At 71.8% G+C, this 17,852-nt stretch carries 16 protein-coding genes; 4 read left to right on the top strand and 12 right to left on the bottom strand.

Features of this window, described 5'->3' with window-relative positions:
* Positions 1–20 precede the first annotated feature (20 nt).
* On the bottom strand, positions 21–791 hold the full coding sequence (locus HNR23_RS05235) for a DeoR/GlpR family DNA-binding transcription regulator (RefSeq protein WP_184074030.1): 771 nt from the start codon (positions 789–791) through the stop codon (positions 21–23).
* A gap of 267 nt (positions 792–1,058) precedes the next feature.
* Between HNR23_RS05235 and HNR23_RS05230 the strand changes: the two genes are divergently transcribed.
* Complete coding sequence (locus HNR23_RS05230; protein WP_184074028.1) at positions 1,059–1,928, top strand: glycerophosphodiester phosphodiesterase; 870 nt, start codon at positions 1,059–1,061, stop codon at positions 1,926–1,928.
* A 105-nt stretch (positions 1,929–2,033) separates the two neighbouring features.
* Entirely contained in the window at positions 2,034–2,657 is a 624-nt protein-coding gene (locus tag HNR23_RS05225) for a TetR/AcrR family transcriptional regulator (RefSeq protein WP_184074026.1), read from the top strand.
* A gap of 37 nt (positions 2,658–2,694) precedes the next feature.
* On the opposite strand, the gene HNR23_RS05220 is transcribed toward HNR23_RS05225, so the two are convergent.
* The 4 genes from HNR23_RS05220 to HNR23_RS05205 form a co-directional block, all read right to left on the bottom strand.
* Positions 2,695–4,110: an NAD(P)(+) transhydrogenase (Re/Si-specific) subunit beta gene (locus tag HNR23_RS05220; protein ID WP_184074024.1), complete on the bottom strand. Its 1,416-nt coding sequence runs from the start codon at positions 4,108–4,110 to the stop codon at positions 2,695–2,697.
* Complete coding sequence (locus HNR23_RS05215; RefSeq protein WP_184074021.1) at positions 4,107–4,529, bottom strand: NAD(P) transhydrogenase subunit alpha; 423 nt, start codon at positions 4,527–4,529, stop codon at positions 4,107–4,109. Before HNR23_RS05215 ends, HNR23_RS05220 begins: the two co-directional genes overlap by 4 nt.
* On the bottom strand, positions 4,510–5,742 hold the full coding sequence (locus tag HNR23_RS05210) for an NAD(P) transhydrogenase subunit alpha (protein ID WP_184074019.1): 1,233 nt from the start codon (positions 5,740–5,742) through the stop codon (positions 4,510–4,512). Before HNR23_RS05210 ends, HNR23_RS05215 begins: the two co-directional genes overlap by 20 nt.
* 200 nt (positions 5,743–5,942) lie before the next feature.
* A complete protein-coding gene (locus HNR23_RS05205) occupies positions 5,943–6,491 on the bottom strand; it encodes an ATP-binding protein (protein WP_184074017.1) in 549 nt (182 codons plus the stop codon).
* A 528-nt stretch (positions 6,492–7,019) separates the two neighbouring features.
* Here HNR23_RS05205 and HNR23_RS05200 point away from each other — a divergent pair.
* Together HNR23_RS05200 and HNR23_RS05195 are read left to right on the top strand one after the other, a co-directional pair.
* Positions 7,020–7,271, top strand: coding sequence for a DUF397 domain-containing protein (locus tag HNR23_RS05200; RefSeq protein ID WP_184074015.1), 252 nt, complete (start codon positions 7,020–7,022; stop codon positions 7,269–7,271).
* Between the two features lie 118 nt (positions 7,272–7,389).
* Positions 7,390–8,304, top strand: a complete 915-nt coding sequence (locus HNR23_RS05195) for a helix-turn-helix domain-containing protein (protein ID WP_184074013.1) — start codon at positions 7,390–7,392, stop codon at positions 8,302–8,304.
* A gap of 36 nt (positions 8,305–8,340) precedes the next feature.
* On the opposite strand, the gene HNR23_RS05190 is transcribed toward HNR23_RS05195, so the two are convergent.
* The 7 genes from HNR23_RS05190 to HNR23_RS05160 all read right to left on the bottom strand — a co-directional run bounded on the left by HNR23_RS05190 (position 8,341) and on the right by HNR23_RS05160 (position 17,693).
* Positions 8,341–8,604: a hypothetical protein gene (locus HNR23_RS05190; protein WP_343070428.1), complete on the bottom strand. Its 264-nt coding sequence runs from the start codon at positions 8,602–8,604 to the stop codon at positions 8,341–8,343.
* Positions 8,601–9,542 carry a chymotrypsin family serine protease gene (locus HNR23_RS05185; protein ID WP_184074011.1) on the bottom strand — a complete coding sequence of 314 codons (942 nt, stop codon included), beginning with the start codon at positions 9,540–9,542 and terminating at the stop codon, positions 8,601–8,603. The genes HNR23_RS05190 and HNR23_RS05185 overlap by 4 nt, the downstream gene beginning before the upstream one ends.
* Before the next feature lie 182 nt (positions 9,543–9,724).
* The gene (locus HNR23_RS05180; RefSeq protein ID WP_343070427.1) at positions 9,725–11,593 is read right to left on the bottom strand and encodes an SGNH/GDSL hydrolase family protein; all 1,869 of its coding nucleotides are present in this window, start codon (positions 11,591–11,593) and stop codon (positions 9,725–9,727) included.
* Positions 11,594–11,931: 338 nt separating this feature from the next.
* Positions 11,932–12,984, bottom strand: coding sequence for a family 2 encapsulin nanocompartment cargo protein polyprenyl transferase (locus HNR23_RS05175; protein ID WP_184074009.1), 1,053 nt, complete (start codon positions 12,982–12,984; stop codon positions 11,932–11,934).
* Positions 12,985–14,376 carry a family 2B encapsulin nanocompartment shell protein gene (locus HNR23_RS05170; protein WP_184074007.1) on the bottom strand — a complete coding sequence of 464 codons (1,392 nt, stop codon included), beginning with the start codon at positions 14,374–14,376 and terminating at the stop codon, positions 12,985–12,987.
* Between the two features lie 437 nt (positions 14,377–14,813).
* Positions 14,814–16,232, bottom strand: coding sequence for a family 2B encapsulin nanocompartment shell protein (locus tag HNR23_RS05165; RefSeq protein ID WP_184079929.1), 1,419 nt, complete (start codon positions 16,230–16,232; stop codon positions 14,814–14,816).
* Positions 16,233–16,898: 666 nt separating this feature from the next.
* Positions 16,899–17,693, bottom strand: coding sequence for a L,D-transpeptidase family protein (locus tag HNR23_RS05160; protein ID WP_184074005.1), 795 nt, complete (start codon positions 17,691–17,693; stop codon positions 16,899–16,901).
* Between the last annotated feature and the right edge of the window lie 159 nt (positions 17,694–17,852).

Genomic DNA, 17,852 nt, shown 5'->3' with positions numbered 1-17,852 from the left:
ACCGGCGCCGGCGGACCGCCCTACTCCGGCGCCACCAACTCCAGCCGCACGTCCCGCTCGCCCATCTCCTCGACCGCGGACTGCGGCAGGCGGTCGTCGCTGATGATGAGGTCGAACTCCTCCAGGCGCGCGACCCGGAACGTGCCGAACTTCCCATACTTGGTGCTGTCCACGGTCAGCACGCTCTTCGACGCGATCCGCAGCAACTCCTGCTTGGCCACCACCTTGGCCTCCGACGGCGTGGTGGAGCCCCGCTCCACGTCCCAGGAGCTGCTCGCGATGAACGCGATGTCCACGTTGACCTTGCCGAGGAAGTCCGCGGTGAACTGGCCCACCGAGGAGTGGTCGGCGTGCGAGACCACGCCGCCGGTGTGGATCAGCTCGATGCCGGGGTACTCCATGAGGTGCCCCACGACGTTGAAGTCGTTGGTGATGACGGTCAGTCCCACCTTGTCGGTGAGCATCGGCACCATCTGCAGCGTGGTGGTGCCCGCGTCCAGGAAGATCGTGAAGTTGTCCCGGACCAGCTCCGCGGCGGCCCGGGTGATGGCGCGTTTGGCCGGCACCTCCAGCTGCGCCTTGGCCAGGTAGGAGGGCTCGCTCTTCAGGCGGGCGGCCAGCCGGACGCCGCCGGTGACCGAGAGCACCTTGCCGTCGTTCTCCAGGGCCTGGATGTCCCGCCGCACCGTCATGTGCGAAACGGACAGCATCGACGTGAGCTCGTTGATGCTCAGCACGTGGCGTTCCTGCAAGAGCTTGAGGATGTGCTCGCGACGCTGGTCGGGGATCATCGTTCGCCTTCGGTATCGGTGTTCGTCGTGCGTGTTCACGAGTGTGACCGACGCACTTCCTACACCAGCAGTTTCCCAGGTCCCCCCGGCGTGGCGGGGCGCTCCCCCGGGTGACTCGGCTCGCATCGGGTCCCGCCGCGGACCGGGTCAGCGCGTTTTCCCCGGTCTTCACCACATCGGGGCACCGACTTTGGCACGCTTGTCGCACGTCCCCCCGAGGACATCGTCGTCCACCCCCACCGCCACGGTGGTAACGGAGGTTTGGAGATGACGCTTGCGATCGCGCACCGCGGTGACACCACGGGATTCCGCGAGAACACCCTGCCCGCCATCCGGTCGGCCATCGATCTGGGCGCGCACATGGTCGAGATCGACCTGGACCGCACATCCGACGGGCACGTCGTGCTGATGCACGCCGAGGCGCGCGGGCGGCTGTGGGGCCTGCCCCGTCCGGTCACCGAGATGAGCCTGGCCGAGATCGCGTCGCTGGGGGTCGAGGTCGAGCAGCGCATCCCCACCCTGATGGAGGTGCTGGCGGCGGTCTCCTACCCCCGCCCGACCCGGCTCATGCTGGTCGTGAACGCGGTGGACACCGTCCTGGCCGCCGACGACCTGGTGCACGAGCACGGGCTGGAGGACCAGGTGGTCTACGCGGGGTCGGTCGAGGCACTGCGCGCGATCCGGGCGCGGCGCCCCGAGGCGGACCTGGTGCTGACCTGGGACCGGCCCGCGCTGCCCCCCGCCGAGATGTGGCAGACGCTGCGGCCGCGCTTCTACAACACGCAGTACCAGCTGCTCACCCGCGACCTGGTGACCGAGGTCCACCGGCACGGGTACGCCATCTCCACCTGGATGGTCAACGACTTCTCCGACATGGCCCGGCTCATCGGCATGGGCGTGGACGCGATCATCACCGACCACATGACCGAGCTCGTGAAGCTGACCGGCGATCCGCACGGCCGGGTGGCCGCACAGGAGGCCATCGCCCCATCCGTCCCCGTGCCGAGCCTCGAACATCACCACCTGGGCGTCAACGGCGTCAACGGGGTGACGGCGGTGCGCAGAACACCGCTCACTTCCGGCGCAGAGGGCGGCGGTCGGACGATTTCCGAGCCCCGATTTCACCTTCTGGAGTGAATCGACGGGCGAGCGGCGCTATCCTCGAAATCGATTCGTAACCGAATCGACCCTACCCCTCAAGACAGCGCCTCGCCCACCGGCCGGCGCAGCCCAGAGATGATCATGACGGCCGACCTCTCACCACATGACACACGCCTGGCCGCCGACACCCTGGACGCAGCGACGTCGATCTTCGCGCGTCACGGGCCGCACGGCCTGGGCATGGCCTCACTCACCCGGGAGATCACCGAGCGCACGGGCATCGGCATCGTCGAATTCCGCCGGGACTTCCCCACCCGGCTGGATCTCATGTACGCGGTCGTACTGCGTTCAACGCGGGAATTGGTAGCCCGTCAGATTTCCGATTTCAGTTCGCCCGAATCCCCCGTCGACCGCCTTTCCCAGCTCGTTCGACGACATATCGACCACTGTTGGAAACACCGGACCGAGGAGGAGCTGCGCCGCGCCCTCCTGCCCACACTCCGCGCCATCCACCCGGTGCGCTACCGCGAACTCTCCGACCAGCTGCGCCTCTACCGCGAGCACATCCGGGAGATCATCGGCGACGGTGTCGGGCAGGGCCACTTCCGCGTCGCCGGCCCCGGTATGGCGGCCGGGACCGTGCTGGAGACCCTGGAGTCCATCCTTAACTGGTACGACCCGGAGGGCGGACTCTCCCTGCCCGAGCTGGGCGACGTCTACGTCGACCTGATCATCCACCACCAACTGAGATGCCCGCGGCGGTGACGGCCGCACCCGCCGCCGAGACCGGGGCCGTCCCCCCTCACCCCACCAGGGTCTTGACCGCGGTGCCCAGCTCGCTCAGCGCGGTCTTGGCGTCGGCGAGGTACATGCGCGTGCGGGGATCGGTGTAGAGCTCGTTGTCGATCCCCGCGTACCCGTGACCCAGTGAGCGCTTCACCACGATGACCGTCTCCGCGCGGTCGACGTCAAGGATCGGCATGCCGGAGACCGGCGTCCCGGGGCGTCGCGCGGCCGGGTTGGTCACGTCGTTGGCCCCCACCACCAGGGCCACGGCCGCGCGGGGGAACTCCGGGTTGATCTCGTCCATCTCCCGCATCTGCGAGTAGGGCACCTTGGCCTCGGCGAGCAGCACGTTCATGTGGCCGGGCATCCGGCCCGCAACGGGGTGGATCGCGTAGTCGACCCGAACCCCGCGCTCCTCCAGCAGTTCGGCGAGCTCGTGCAGTTCGTGCTGGGCTTGGGCGGCCGCCAGCCCATAACCCGGCACGATGATGACGCGCCCGGCGTAGGCGAGGCGGATCGCGGCGTCGTCGGCGTCGATGGTACGCACCCCGTCGCCCGCCCCGCCGGGCAGCGCGCCGGCGGCGTCGCCGGTGCCGTAGCCGCCGACGAGGATGGCGCGGATGGGGCGGTTCATGGCGTCGGCCATGAGCTTGGTGAGGATGCCGCCGGAGGCCCCGACGAGCGCGCCCGCGATGATGAGCATGGAGTTGCCGATGACGAACCCGGCCATGGCGACGGCCACGCCGGTGCACGAGTTGAGCAGCGAGACCACCACCGGCATGTCGGCGCCGCCGATGGCCAGCACGACGAGCACGCCCAGCAGCAGCGCGGCGACCACGATCAGCAGGAGGGCCGGCGTTCCGGCCAGCTCGGCGATGAGGCCCACCGAGGCGACCGCGATGACGGCCGCCACCACCAGGTTGACGGCCCCGCGCAGCGGGAGCAGCAGGGGACGGCCCGGCATCCAGCCCTGCAGCTTGGCGGAGGCGACCAGGGACCCGGAGAACGCCACGGTGCCGATGATGACGTCGAGGGTGACGGCGGTGGTGGTGAGCAGCGTGAGGTCCCCGTCAGGACCGCCGAAGCGCAGGTAGTCGTGGATGCCGATGAGGGCGGCGGCCCCGCCTCCGACCGCGTTGAAGAGGCTGACCAGCTGCGGCATGGCGGTCATGGCGACGCGGCGCGCCGCGTACAGCCCGGCGGCCGAGCCGACGAGGGTGCCGACGGCGATCACCGCCCAGCCGGCGGGGGTGACGGTCTGCGCGGCGAGGAGGAGGACGAGGGTCACGGCCACGGCCGCCCCCATGCCCACGGCCGACAGCACGTTGCCGCGCCGTGCGGTGGCCGGGGAGTTCATCAGGTGCAGGCCGATGACGAACAGGGTCGCCGCGGCCAGGTAGACGAGTCGGACGACGACGTCCACGGCGCTCATGGCGCTCCTCCCGTCCCGGGTCGGCGGGCGGCCGCGTCCGGGCCACCGGGGTCGGCATCGACGGCGGCATCGGCCGCGTCCGCGCCGCCGTGGTGCTCCCCGCCGGCTCCGCCGCCGCCCGCGCGGCCGGGACGGCGTCCGGGGCCGCGGAACATCTGCAGCATCCGGTCGGTGACGACGTAGCCGCCGACGGCGTTCATCGCGGCGAACGCGGTCGCCACCAGGGCCAGGGCGTACCCGGCCGGGGTGTCGGCGGTGATGGCGATGATCAGGGCGCCGACGAGGACGACGCCGTGGATCGCGTTGGCCGCCGACATCAGCGGGGTGTGCAGGGTCGCGGGAACACGGCTGATGACGGCATAGCCGACCAGCAGGCTGAGCAGGAAGACGGTGAGGTCGTCAAGCGCTTCGGGCACCATGCCCGTCTCCTTCCGGCATCGGGTCCGCCGCCGGGCCGGGCTCCCCCGGCTCGGCTCCGAGTTCGGCGACGGCCGCTGCGGCGCCCGGGTGCACGACGCGGCCGCCGTGGGTGATGACGACCCCGGCCTGGATCTCGTCGTCGAGGTCGATGTGCAGCTCCCCCTCGCGGACGATGTGCCGCAGCAGGGCGGTGATGTTGCGCGCGTAGGCCTCGGAGGCGGCGCGCGGGACGGTGGCGGCCAGGTCGGCGGCTCCGATGACGGTGACGCCCTTCTCCGTCTCGACGGTCGCGTCGGGCCGGGAGCCGTGCACATTGCCGCCGCGCGGGCCGGAGGCGAGGTCGACCACGACCGCACCCGGCCGCAGGGCGCCCAGCGCGGCGGCGTCGATGAGCAGGGGCGGCCGGCCGCCGAGGGCCTGCGCGGTGGCGATGACGATGTCGAAGCGGCCCAGGATCGCGGCGAGCGCCTCCCGCTGGGCCTGTTGCTCGTCGCCGGTCAGTGCGCGGGCGTACCCGCCCGTGGCGGTCGCCCGGGTGACGGCGGGGAGCCGCAGGGTGTCGGCGCCCAGGGAGCGGATCTCGTCCTGGGCTTCGGGACGGACGTCGTAACCGCTGACGACGGCGCCGAGGCGGTGGGCGGTGGCGATGGCCTGGAGTCCGGCCACCCCGGCGCCGAGCACGAGGACCTGTGCGGGGCGGGCGACGCCGGCCGCGGTCATGAGGAGCGGCAGGTAGCGGTCGTAGGCCGCGGCGGCCACGATGACCGCCTTGTACCCGGCGACGCTGGCCTGGGAGGTCAGCGCGTCCATGGACTGGGCGCGGCTCAGGTTGCGCGGCACCCCGTCGAGGCTGATGGCGGTGGCTCCGGCGGCGGCGAGGTCACCGACGAGCCGCGGCTCGGCCAGGGGGCGCAGCAGGCCGACGAGGGCCTGTCCGGGGCGCAGCCGTCCGTGCAGTTCGGTGGGGTCGGGGACGGTGACCGCGAGGAGGACGTCGGATCGCGCGTAGACCTCCTCCGCAGAGAGAACGGACGCTCCCGCGTCCGTGTAGTCCTCGTCGCCGAATCGGGCGCCGGTGCCCGCACCGGCCTGGACGAGTACCTCGAATCCGGCGCCGGTCAGCCCGGACACGGCCGCCGGCACCACCGCGACGCGCCGTTCCGCGGGCGCGGTCGGCCGGATGACACCGGCCCTCAGGGTCGACACCGCCATATCGGCTACCTCCGCTGGAGAGGTACCCACCGCGCGCCCTCCGGATGCACCGCCCCGCCCCTCGCGTCGGTCGCGGTGGTGGGCACGGGGTGATCGGCGGTACCCGGTGGGCCGCGCCCCGACCGGCGGCCGGTCCGGGGGTGTTCCGGCGGGTGCTGTCCGGGTGGCCGCGCGTGAGGGTCCGATCCGCGGAACGCGTCCTAAGCGACGGTGAACGCGGCCCAGACGATCTTGCCGCGGCCGTCGAGGATGTCCCAGCCCCAGCCGGAGCTGAAGGAGTCGATGAGGGGGAGTCCGCGTCCGCCCTCGGCGTCCTGTCCGGGGTCGCCCAGGACGGGGGGAAGCCGACTCGGGTCGAGCACCATGCAGGTCACGTGGGCGTCGTCGCGGGCCATCGCGTACTGGATGGACCACTGGGCGAGCGACCCGCCGACCGTGGGCACGGCGTGGCGGCAGGCGTTGGTCACGAGCTCGGAGACGACCAGGCGCGCATCCAGGGCGACGTCGCCGAGCCCCCAGCCGCTGAGCACGGTGTCGGTGAAGTCGCGCGCCAGTTTGACCGAGGCGGGGTGGAAGCCGAGTCCGTGCTGGGCCGAGGCGGAATCGATGTAGTGGTGGCCGATGGGCAGGGGGGCGGCCGACAGGCCCGAGCGGCCGGGGCCGACGGTGCCGGGCCGGCTGTCGGCGGACGGCGGGGTCAGCCCGGTGAACAGGTCATCGGGCCTGGAGTATGCAGAGTGCGCATTCATCGCGTTCCTTGCATCGTCGGACTCTTCGCACCACATGGTCCTGCTTGCACCCCGTCCGCGCGTTCTTTCATGTGTAAGCACGGATGCATGTGCATCACGCAGTCTAGTGTGGAGTGGGCGCAAGATCCTCCTTCGGGGGCTTTGTTATGAGAAATTCAACGACCGAGTCCACCCCGCCGGACGCACCACGCTCCAGGGATCGCCGTATTCATGCAGTTCAGTGCGGAAATTCCGGAGTCGCGTCGGGTATTTCGCCGAGATCCGGCGCTGCGCGGCACCGCGGCCCCCGCGAACGGTGTCGCCGCAGGCCGACGCGGCACGCGCCGACCCGGCGACCCCACCGACCGCCCGACTTGTTGCTGATGCAACCATTTGACACGTTCCGTCGCCATTGGCGTAGTTTGCAGGTGCAACCGCTCGATGTAAGCACGGATGCACGTGCACGGGGCACCCACCAGGCGCCGCCCCCGGCGCCCACCTGTCCGGACTCGCCGATCCCCCACCCCGCTCACCCACGAGGAGAGACAGATGCAGCAGGTCTACAACGGCATCCCCGCCGCCGATCTCAACGGCGCCGACTGGCTGAAGAGCAGCATCAGCAACCCCGACGGCAACTGCGTCGAGCTCACCCGCCTGCCCGGCGGCGAGTTCGCCGTGCGCAACTCCCGGCACCCGCAGGGCCCCGCCCTCATCTACACCCCCGCCGAGCTCGCGGCCTTCGTCAAGGGGGCGAAAAAGGGAGACTTCGACCACCTCCTCGACACCGCGGCCGTCGACTGAGCGGGTGGAGGGCGACCCGACGCGGTACCGGCGCCCGCGGCGCGACACCGGGTGGAGCGTTGTCGCACCGGGCATACTTCTGATTCACTGACCGGGCTCGGGCACGCCAGGAGGGCACATGGACAGCAGACGGCCGGCGGCCGAGGCCGCCGCCCCCGCAGCCGACGTACTCACCCCCTCACGGGGCGGGCCGACCGTGCTGCGGATCCTCCTGGGGACCCAGCTGCGCCGCCTGCGCCAGGCCCGGGGCATCTCCCGTGAGGACGCCGGATACGAGATCCGCGCCTCACACGCCAAGATCAGCCGCCTGGAACTCGGCCAGGTCAAGTTCAAGGAACGCGACGTCGCCGACCTGCTCACCCTGTACGGCGTGTCCGACCAGGCCGAGCGCGACGCGCTGCTGTCACTCGCCCACCAGGCCAACACGCCCGGCTGGTGGCACAAGTACAGCGACGTCCTCCCCTCCTGGTTCGAGGTCTACATCGGCCTGGAGGAGGCCGCCGCGGTCATCCGCACCTACGAGCTGCAGTTCGTCCCCGGCCTGCTGCAGGCCGAGGAGTACGCGCGGGCGGTCATCATGCTCGGCCACAGCGGCGACCCCGTCGAGGAGATCGACGACCGGGTCCGGTTGCGGATGGCCCGCCGACAGCGGCTGACCGGCCCGAACGCACCCAAGCTGTGGGCCGTGGTGGACGAGGCCGCGCTGCGCCGCCCGCTCGGCGGCGCAGCGACCATGCGCGCGCAGATCGAGCACCTCATCGAGATGGCCACCCTGCCCAACATCACGCTGCAGATCATCCCGTTCAACAAGGGCGGCCACTCCGCGGCCGGAGGTCCGTTCAGCATCCTGCGCTTCACCGAGGGCGACCTGCCCGACGTCGTCTACCTCGAACAGCTGACCAGCGCCGTGTACTTCGACAAGCCCGACGACACCGACCGGTACATGGAGGTCATGGACCGGCTGTGCCTGGAGGCCCTCTCGGCACCCGACTCCGCCCGGTACCTCGGCACGATCCTCGACGACTTCCGCTGAGCCGCAGCGGCGCGGCCGCTCCTGGGCGCGGCCGCCTCACTTCTTCGCACCGAGCGGACCGATCCCGCCGACGACCCGCCAGCGCACCGGGACCTCGCACACCCCGCCGCCCCCGTCGTCGGCGGACTCCACCCGCTGCACGTCGGGCCCTGGCGCGTCCATCGGCCGCCTCAGCAGCACCTCCACCGCGAAGCCCGTCCGCGGCCCACCGGTGACGCCGATCCCCCGGATCCGGGGGTCGGCGCCGAACCGCTCGCGCAGCAGACGCTTGGCCAGCCGGGCCTGGCGCAGGGTGATCACGAGCCGACCAGCCGGGCGTCGAACTCCTCCAGGACCGCCCGGATCGGGTTCGCATAGGTCAGTCCGGTGCCGTCCGGGCCGCCGAACCGGCTGCCGGCGAACAGCAGCCCCACGGCAGCGCGCCCCTCGCCGGTCCAGATGAGCGAGCCGGAGTCGCCGCCGTCGCTGAAGGCACCGGTGCGCCCGGAGATCTCCAGCTGGTCGTCGAAGACCAGCTCGCCGTGGGGGAAGTTGATGCGCAGCCCGTCGACCTCGAAGGCGGTGATGCGGCCGCGGGTGTGCCCGGTGGTCCGGCCGATCTTCTCCACCGCGACGTCCTCGGTGGCCTCCTCCTCCGTACCGGTGACCGGTCCGCCGGGGTACCGTCCGGCGTCGTGCCCGATCCCGTCGTCGATCCGCGCGATCGCGGCATCGAGGAGGTTGACCCGGTCGGTGCTGAGCGCACTCATGGCCGTGAGCTCACCGAACCGGTCCCTCGGGTCGACCCCCTTGTCGGCGATCCCCGGCTGCAGCACGGTGTCGCCCGGGCTCGCCTGCCCGCTGTCACCCAGCACGTGGTTATTGGACAGGGCGTGCACCACCCCGCCGACCGTGACGAACCCGCCCAGCGTGCCGGCCGTGATGTCCGGGTGGCCGACCGAGCACCCCGGGATCAGCGGACGGTGGATCTTCTGCAGCTCTCCGGGGCTGAGCGCCCCGCCCAGCGCTCGGATCTCCCCGACCTCCACGACGTCGACCTCGCCTCGGGCCTCATCGGCGATGCGGGCCAGCAGCGGGCCGGCCGACGCGGTGTCCCGGACCCGCACCGCGAGAACGTAGTCGCCGGGGGCGGTGCGCTCGACGCCGACGGCGACCCAGGGCACCGCGGTGTCGGCCGCGAGAGCGGTTGCGCGCTCGCGCAGGGACCGCTTGAGTTCTCGGCAGGAATCCAGGTGCATCGCGGCGGCTCCTCGGTCGAGTGATCAATGGTTGACGCGTCAATCACGGTCACTTTCGAGCCTAGGTCCGAGCTCGCCGAATCCGCGGGCGGAATCCGGCCGAAAGTGGCAATTCGTCAGGCGTTTGAAACCGCAGGTGACGACTGTGATCGCGGGCGCCCCACAGGTTTCGCGGGGACCGGTCAGGTGGGCGGTCGCAACACATCCGGATCGACCGACTCGGCGATCGCACGCAATCCGGCGTCGCCGGGGTGGAGGTGATCGCCGGAGTCGTAGGCGGGCAGCAGCCGCTCGGGGACGTCGGGGTCGCGCAGCACCGCGTCGAAGTCGAGGACACCGTCGAAACGCCCTCCGGGCCGCCCGTTGGCGCGGATGAACGCGTTCACCTCGCGGCGCTTGGCGTCGACCTCGGCGGTGCAGTCCCGGAAGCCTCCGCACGGCGCCACCGTGGCGACCAGCACGCGCTTTCCGTGCGCCCGGGTGCGCGCCGCGATCTGGGCGATCGCGGCGGTGACCTCCCCGGCGGTGGTCCCGGTGTGCCGTACGTCGTTGATGCCCTGGAAGACGATGACGGTGTGCGCGTTCGTCTGCGCCAGCACGTCGCGCTCCAGCCGGTTGACGGCGCTGACCCCGGCGGTGTCGGTGCTCGCGCCCCGGCCGGGGTAGCGGTCGGTGACGATCCTGTTGGCGGCGATGCCCTGGTTGAGCACGCCGTAGTCGGGCACGTCGGCCCGGTCCCGCAGCCGCGCGGCCAGCACGTCGGTCCATCGCCGGTCGGCGCCGGGGGCGGAGCCGACGCCATCGGTGATGGAGTCGCCCAGGGCGACCACCGAGCCGGGGCCGCCCAGCACGTCCACCCCGGTGAGGAACGGCCAGGAGGAGAGGGTGCCGGTGAACGGCGCGTCCCCGGCCTCACCGGTGGCGTCACCGGCGCCCGGCGCGGTGGTGTAGTTGATCCCGGTGACCGCGGTGTGCACCGGCGCGGCCGTCACCCGCTCGGGCAGATGGACGCTGACGAGAAGCTCCGCGCCGGCCGGGACGGGGAGCGCGGCCATGTCGCTGAACACCTGCCCGCCTGCGGGGATCCGGGTTCCCGGGGCACCGCCGAAGCCGAGCGGAACCGGCGCGTGCGTTGCGGCGGCGCCCCGGCCGCGCAGGGCGACGGTGACGCGGCCGATGGCCACCGGCTCCTCGGCGAAGGTGTTGTCCAGCCGGACCCGCACACCCAGGCCGCCGCTGGTGGTGCGCAGGACCAGGCGCAGGGTCTGGTCCTCCCAGGGGCCGACCGCGGTGTAGCCGGAGGTGCTGGTGGACCATGCGCCCGTCCACCCGTGCGCGGGGGCGCGCAGCCCGAGGGCGAACACGTGCATGCGGGCCGTGCCGTGGGCGAGGCGGGGCAGTTCCACCCGGGCGACGTCGCGCGCGGGGTCGGCGGGCACGGTCAGTGCGTAGAGCAGGACGGGGCGCGGGACGCGGCCGGTGCGCGCGTTGGCGTACGGAAGCGAGACCGCGGCGGCGGGGGGAGACCCGGTGACCCAGTCGGGGGCGGTGACGGTGTAGTCGGCGGAGGTGCCGTCGGCGTAGACGATCCGCCCGGTTCCGGTCGCGGGGCCCCCGGTGGCGGTGGCGAGGAGGGTGAGCGCGTCCCCACGTCCGCTCACCCCGACCGCCTGGCCGTCGGCGATGACGTTGTCCGGTTCGCCCGGCTCGGTGTCGGGCCAGGTCAGCTCGGTGCGGTGCAGGGTCAGCGGTGCCCCGGGGCGCCAGCCCGCCCGCCGCAGGGCCGCGGCGGACAGGCTGCTGCCGCCGCCGTCGAGGTCCGCGGCGGCCGGGTCACCGTCTCCGGAGATCCCGGCGTTGTCGAAGAGTTCGGGGAGCGGCGGAGCTGCGGCGCGCGTCTCGGCCGCGTCGGAGTCCAGCGATCCGGCCTGGGCGGCGACGAGCCGTAGCGGGGTCAGCGCGGCGACGACGAGGAGGGCCACGAGCAGCAGGAGCACCGGGGGCCAGGCGTGCCCCACCCGGAAGCGGCGGTCCCCGCCCTGTTCGTCCACCCCCGCACCTGCCTCTCGTCCTCACGGGCCGCGCCCGGTGGCCCGCGACCACGGTGAAGAACATGATCCCGGACGAGCCGGGGCGAGGGGCGAATAGTGGAGAAACAGCGGATACGTCACCCGGCCGTGGCGGCGGTCGGCACCGCCGCCGACGGTACACCGAGGCTCGGCGGTTCTCTCCTCTCTGCGCAGGTAAGCCGGGGAGAACGCGGCGGTGTCGGCCGAGTGGCCCGCTGTGTGCGCACCACAGGCGGGCATCGGAGCCGACACCCCGCGTGGGGGATCTCACCCGGTCGAGGGCGTGTTCTGTGGACCATGCCCTGCTGCGCGGCGCCCGGTCAGTGGTCGCGACGGGTGGCGAGGCGGGCGAGCGCGGCCAGCTCCGTCGCGGGGGCCTCGGGAGGGTCGGCCCCGTAGAGCAGGCCGAGCGCCTCGGTCAGCAGGAGGTCGGCCTGGCCGCGCGACCAGGCCCGCCCCCCGGCGGTCTCGACGAGCTCGGCCGCGTGCGCCAGGTCGTCGCCGGACAGCTCGCCGTCGCGCCGGTAGAGCTCGGCCAGGTCCCGCCCGGCACGGGTCGCGGAGGTCAGCGCGGCGACCACCGGCAGCGACTTCTTCCGGTTGGCCAGATCGCTGTGGGCCGGTTTGCCGGTCACCTCCGGTCTGCCCCAGATCCCCAGCAGGTCGTCGACGTGCTGGAAGGCCAGACCGACCTGCTCGCCGAAACCGCGCATGCGTCTCACCCGGTCGGCGTCGCCGCCGCCGAGCACCGCGCCCAGCTCGCAGCAGCAGCCCAGTAGGGCAGCGGTCTTCTGCTCGGCCATGGCCAGGCACTCGGCCAGGTCGACGTCGGTGCGCTGTTCGAAGGACACGTCGGCGCTCTGCCCGCCCACCAGGGACTGCACGGCCGCACTCAGGGTGCGGACGCACCGCCGGGCCTCGGGGTGGGCGGTGGCGGCGAGCACGTCCAGGGCCAGGGTGAGCAGCGCGTCCCCGGCGAGGATCGCCGGCCCGGAGCCGAAGACGGTCCAGGCCGTGGGCCGGTGCCGCCGGGTGGTGTCGCGGTCCATCACGTCGTCGTGCAGCAGGGAGAAGTTGTGCACCAGCTCCACCGCGACGGCCGCGGGGACGGCGTCCTCGGCCATCCCTCCGGCGGCCTGGGCCGAGAGCAGGGCGAGCGCCGGGCGCAGGGCCTTGCCGGCTGGGGCGCGGCCCGGTCGTCCGTGCTCGTCGCACCAGCCGAAGTGGTAGCCGACGACGCGCCGCATCGAGGCCGGGAGTGTCGCGACGGCGTCGCGCAGTGCGGGGTCGACCAGGTCGCGGCTCCACGCCAGGACTTCGCGGGCGGAGCGGTCGCACGCGGGAACGCGACCGGTGGTGGGTGTGCTTCCCATTCAGCGTCCGATCTCGACGTTCTCCAGGACCCCGAGCGCGTCGGGGACCAGGATCGCCGCCGAATAGTAGGTGCTGACCAGATAGGAGATGATCGCCTTCTCGCTGATGCCCATGAACCGCACCGAGACGCCCGGTTCGCACTCGTCGGGGAGCCCGGTCTGGTGCAGGCCGACCACGCCCTCGTCCTCCTCGCCCGTGCGCATCGCCAGGATGGAGGTGCACCCGGACGCCGAGACCGGGATCTTGTCGCAGGGCAGCATGGGGATGCCCCGCCAGGTGGTGACGGCGTCGGTGCCCAGCAGGGTGGTCTCGGGGTAGACGCCGCGGCGGCTGCACTCCCGGCCGAACGCGGCGATGGCACGTGGGTGGGCCAGGATGCAGCGGGTCTTGCGGCGCCGCGAGACGAGTTCGTCGAGGTCGTCGGGGGTGGGCGGGCCGGTTCGGGTGGGGATGCGCTGCCGCAGGTCGGCGTTGTGCAGCAGGCCGAACTCGGGATCGTTGAACAGGTCGTGTTCGCGGCGTTCGTGGAGCGCCTCGACGGTGAGGCGCAGCTGCTGGTGCAGCTGGTCCATCGGGTCGTTGTAGAGGTCGACGACCCGGGTGTGCACCCGCAGCACCGTCTGCGCGACGCCCAGTTCGTACTCGCGCGGCGACATCTCGTAGTCGACGAAGGTGCCGGGGAGCTCGGGCTCGCCGCTGTGCCCGGAGGCCAGCTCGATCTCGGCCTCGCCCCAGCGGTTGTGCGGGCGCTCGGGGGCGGACCGCACCTGGGCGAGGTGCGCGCGCAGGGTCTCGGACCGGTCCAGCACCTCCTGGAACTCCGTACGCCACAGGGTGAGCACGGTGCACCGGTTGACCGCCCGGTAGGTGTCCGCCCACACGGGCGCTTCCCCGACCAGCGTGTCGGCGCCGAAGTGGTCGCCGTCGACGAGGACGTCGAGCAGCGCCTCCTCGTCGTACTCCCCCGCCCTGACCCGGTTCACCCGGCCGTGGACGATGAGGACGAGGCGGTCCATCGGCTCACCGGGGGTGACGATCACCTCGCCGGGCGCGTACCGGCGCTGCACGAACCGGTCGGCGAGCGCGCCCAGGCCGGCGTCGTCGTCATACCCGCGCAGGGCGGAGAGCTCGCCGAGCTCGCGCGGGATGACGCGGACGTCCGTCCCGGTGATGACGAACTCCACCCGCCCGTCGCCCAGCGTGTGGGTCAGCCGGCGGTTCACCCTGTAGGTCCCGGCCTGCGTCCGGACCCACGGCAGGACGCGCTGCAGCCAGCGGGGGGTGATCCCCTGCATCTGCGGCGGGGTCTTGGTCGTGGTCGCGAGATTCCGCGCCGCTGCCGTACTCAGGCTCAGTCGGCCCTGCTCACCTTCGTCACCCGACCGCGTCACCGAATCTCCTTCGAGGATGCGCCGGCCTTCGGGCCGGAGAGGAATCGAACTCCTGCGGAGCCGGACAGGGAGCGGGGTTGCGCCCCAAGGGCGAGACGCCGCTCACATGCTCGGAAGGCCTCAGCGCTGTGCTGGGCGAGAACCGGGCGCGTGCACCTTCTCGGACTCGCTTCCCGGCCCCGGGCCGGTTCCAACCCGTCCGGTGCCGAGGGAGTACGACCTTGCCGGCCGCCGACCTGCGGGGCCTCCTGAGCCAGGAATCCCCTTGCTTCGGCTGGGGGAGGGTTCACGTGATTACCGCCTCTCCTTGGTGGTCGATGTCGGTGGTGAAGCCGTCCGCGCTCGGTGCCGCCCACCGAGCGGAGGGGACGCGCGGGTCGTCGGGCGCCCAGGCAGGGGCACGGCCGGGGCGCCCGCGCGCGGGCAGGGTGCGGTTCCTACCCCTCGCGGCCGATCTCGACGTTCTCCAGGACTCCGAGGGCATCGGGGACCAGGACGGCCGCGGAGTAGTAGGTGCTGACGAGGTAGGAGATGACGGCCTTCTCGTTGATGCCCATGAACCGCACCGACAGGCCGGGCTCGTACTCGTCGGGGATGCCGGTCTGGTGCAGGCCGATGACGCCCTGGCGGTCCTCGCCGGTGCGCATCAGCAGGATGGAGGATGTGCGCGTCTGGGAGACCGGGATCTTGTTGCAGGGCAGCATGGGGATGCCGCGCCAGGCCGGCACCTTGTGGCCGTTCATGTCGATGCTCTGCGGGTAGATGCCGCGGTGGCTGCACTCGCGGCCGAAGGCGGCGATGGTGCGCGGGTGGGCCAGCAGGTAGTCCGGTTCCTTCCACACCAGGGCCAGCAGTTCATCGAGGTCGTCGGGGGTGGGCGGGCCGGTGCGGGTGGGGATGCGCTGCCGCAGGTCGGCGTTGTGCAGCAGGCCGAACTCGGGGTTGTTGACCAGCTCGTGCTCCTGGCGCTCGCGCAGTGCCTGGATGGTGAGGCGCAGCTGCTGCTCGACCTGGTTCATCGGCTGGTTGTAGAGGTCGGCGACGCGGGTGTGGATGCGCAGCACGGTCTGTGCCACGCTCAGCTCGTACTCGCGGGGGGACATCTCGTAGTCGACGAAGGTGCCGGGCAGGTCGGGCTCTCCGGCGTGGCCCGAAGCGAGGTCGACGGCGGCCTCGCCGTACTCGTTGGCGTCGTGGGCCTCCTCCTCTGAGCGGTTGCGGTCGACCTGCGCCCGTAGGGCCTCGGACGCGTCCAGGACCTGCTGGAACTCGGAGCGCTCCAGGGTGAGGACGGTGCAGCGGGTGACGGCCTTGACCGTGGTGTCCCAGGTCGACTCGGCGTCGACCAGCGCATCGTCGCCGAAGTGGTCGCCGTCGACGAGGACGTCGAGCAGGGTCTGCTCGTCGTACTCCCCCTCGGCGAACCGGTCCACCTTGCCGTGGGCGATCAGGTAGACGCGGTCGGCGGGCGCCCCGGCCTCGACGAGCACCTGCCCGGCCTCGTACTGCCGCTGGGTGAAGCGCTCGGCGAGTGCGCCGAGTGCCCCCTCGTCGTCGAAGTCGCGCAGCAGCGGCAGCTCGGCGAGCTCGGCGGGGATGACGCGGACGTCGGTACCGACGTTGGTGAAGGTGACCCGCCCGTCGCCGACGACGTAGGAGAGGCGGCGGTTGACCCGGTAGGCGCCGCCCGACGCCTGCACCCACGGCAGAATGCGCAGCAGCCAGCGGGAGGTGATCCCCTGCATCTGCGGCGGGGTCTTGGTCGTCGTGGCGAGGTTCCGCGCCGCCGCGGTGCCCAGGCTCAGCGGGGTCGCATTGGGGTCGGTTCCGTTACCGGCCTCGGTCTGCTCCGTCATAGTGCGCACCACCACTTTCCTTGGGGTCGACAGGGGTTTTCCACTGCGTGGCCGCCGGATCGCACCCACCGTTCGAACGTCCGCGGGGAACGCGCCTTTTCCGGGCGGGGTTCCTTCCGCGCCGGTGGCGCGCCGCCGAGGGGGATCGAGCGGATGGCGACTTCCGTGGATTCCTGGGGCTTCTCGGGACCGACGTCGTCGTACCCGACGCACTCGTGCACATGCAGTGGGCAACGGGGCAATCACCCGCCTTTTCCGGCGGGAGCGGCATGCGCGTGGATGCGGTCAGCGACCTGAGAAATACCGCTGCGGTCTGCCCGCTCACCACCTGCGAATATGCAAGAACATCGGGATTTCGGCCTGCATCGAATCCGGCGGATCACCGAACCCCACGGAGTCGGCACATCGGATGGCGGAACATCCGAAACACGAATTCGAGATCCACATATCCCCGATACCGGAAGTCCACAAATCAAAATGCCACAAGAACCCAGACAATAGCCAACATATGCCACGGAACAGGTCGAACCAATCGGCGTCGATTCAGGCTCGGAAACGGCCACCGCAGCGGCGACGCCGCCGGCCGAGTGGCCGACGGCGTCGCCGGGGTCGATCGGGTATGCCCCGCCAATCCCGCTACATCTTCTCTGCGTCCCGGGTCACGGCTCACCACACGAGCACGGTGCTGTGGATGTCGAGCCGCCCGCTGCTCCACAGCCAGTCCATCGCCTTGACACTGACCCGCGCGCACCCGTGGGACGCGGGGTGGGGCGGCACGGAGGTGTAGCCGTGGATGGCGATGCCGCGGTTGAAGTACTTGGGCCGGTAGAGCGAGCCCAGCGGGCCCGGGTCCCACGCGTCCACGTCCCGGAAGACGGTGTACCGCCCCTTCGGGGTCACCGCGACGCGCTCCTCACCCTGCGACTCATAGGTCTTCCCCGAGCCGGTGGAGGTGGTGAAGATCTTCTCCACCTCCCCGTCGGAGACCACGAGCAGGAGCTGGCGCTCCAGGTCGATCTCCACGACGTCGCCCGACGTGCTCTGCGCGCGGGGCCGCACACCGTCGTCGAGCGCCTTGCGGGTCACCGGGCCGACGATCCCGTCGCGGTCGATCCCGGCCGCCTTCTGCAGCGCCCAGACGGCGTGCAGCGTGTGGCCGCCGAACTCGCCGTCGGCGGCGTCCAGCCAGTAGCCGAGATCGATCAGCCGTTGCTGGAGGCGCTCGACCTCGGCTCCGGAATCGCCGATGCGCAGCTCCGAGGAGAACATCCGGAATTCGGGGGCCGACAGCGCGGGGGCCGAAGCACCCGGCGCCGCCCCCGCGTGGGCGGCCGCACCCCCGACCGGGAGCGCGACCACGGCCGAGAGGCCCACCGCCACCGCCCGTGCCACGCGCCTCGCGCGCCTCTCGCCCCGCCTCTCGCCGTACCACTCGATGCGTCCCAACGAACGAATAGCCATCCTGACGCATTACCCGCTTTTTACCGAGGATTACCCACGGCTCACCGTGGATCACCGGTCCGCGGACACACCGTAGATCACGTCCGCGCCGCGGCCCGGCTCCCGACCTCGACTTCCCCGAGGGCACCGGGGTTCCGGCCGCGCATCGCCCCACACCGC

The organism is Nocardiopsis mwathae (assembly GCF_014201195.1).
Classification (GTDB): Bacteria; Actinomycetota; Actinomycetes; order Streptosporangiales; family Streptosporangiaceae; genus Nocardiopsis_C; species Nocardiopsis_C mwathae.
This window is presented reverse-complemented; position numbering and strand designations above follow the sequence as displayed.

Coding starts and splice junctions, on each gene's coding strand:
- HNR23_RS05210 (WP_184074019.1), bottom strand. CDS start 5,742: ATGGCGGTGTCGACCCTGAGGGCCGGTGTCATCCGGCCGACCGCGCCC.
- HNR23_RS05185 (WP_184074011.1), bottom strand. CDS start 9,542: ATGCACCTGGATTCCTGCCGAGAACTCAAGCGGTCCCTGCGCGAGCGC.
- HNR23_RS05205 (WP_184074017.1), bottom strand. CDS start 6,491: ATGAATGCGCACTCTGCATACTCCAGGCCCGATGACCTGTTCACCGGG.
- HNR23_RS05215 (WP_184074021.1), bottom strand. CDS start 4,529: ATGGTGCCCGAAGCGCTTGACGACCTCACCGTCTTCCTGCTCAGCCTG.
- HNR23_RS05200 (WP_184074015.1), top strand. CDS start 7,020: ATGCAGCAGGTCTACAACGGCATCCCCGCCGCCGATCTCAACGGCGCC.
- HNR23_RS05160 (WP_184074005.1), bottom strand. CDS start 17,693: ATGGCTATTCGTTCGTTGGGACGCATCGAGTGGTACGGCGAGAGGCGG.
- HNR23_RS05195 (WP_184074013.1), top strand. CDS start 7,390: ATGGACAGCAGACGGCCGGCGGCCGAGGCCGCCGCCCCCGCAGCCGAC.
- HNR23_RS05175 (WP_184074009.1), bottom strand. CDS start 12,984: ATGGGAAGCACACCCACCACCGGTCGCGTTCCCGCGTGCGACCGCTCC.
- HNR23_RS05230 (WP_184074028.1), top strand. CDS start 1,059: ATGACGCTTGCGATCGCGCACCGCGGTGACACCACGGGATTCCGCGAG.
- HNR23_RS05235 (WP_184074030.1), bottom strand. CDS start 791: ATGATCCCCGACCAGCGTCGCGAGCACATCCTCAAGCTCTTGCAGGAA.
- HNR23_RS05165 (WP_184079929.1), bottom strand. CDS start 16,232: ATGACGGAGCAGACCGAGGCCGGTAACGGAACCGACCCCAATGCGACC.
- HNR23_RS05225 (WP_184074026.1), top strand. CDS start 2,034: ATGACGGCCGACCTCTCACCACATGACACACGCCTGGCCGCCGACACC.
- HNR23_RS05220 (WP_184074024.1), bottom strand. CDS start 4,110: ATGAGCGCCGTGGACGTCGTCGTCCGACTCGTCTACCTGGCCGCGGCG.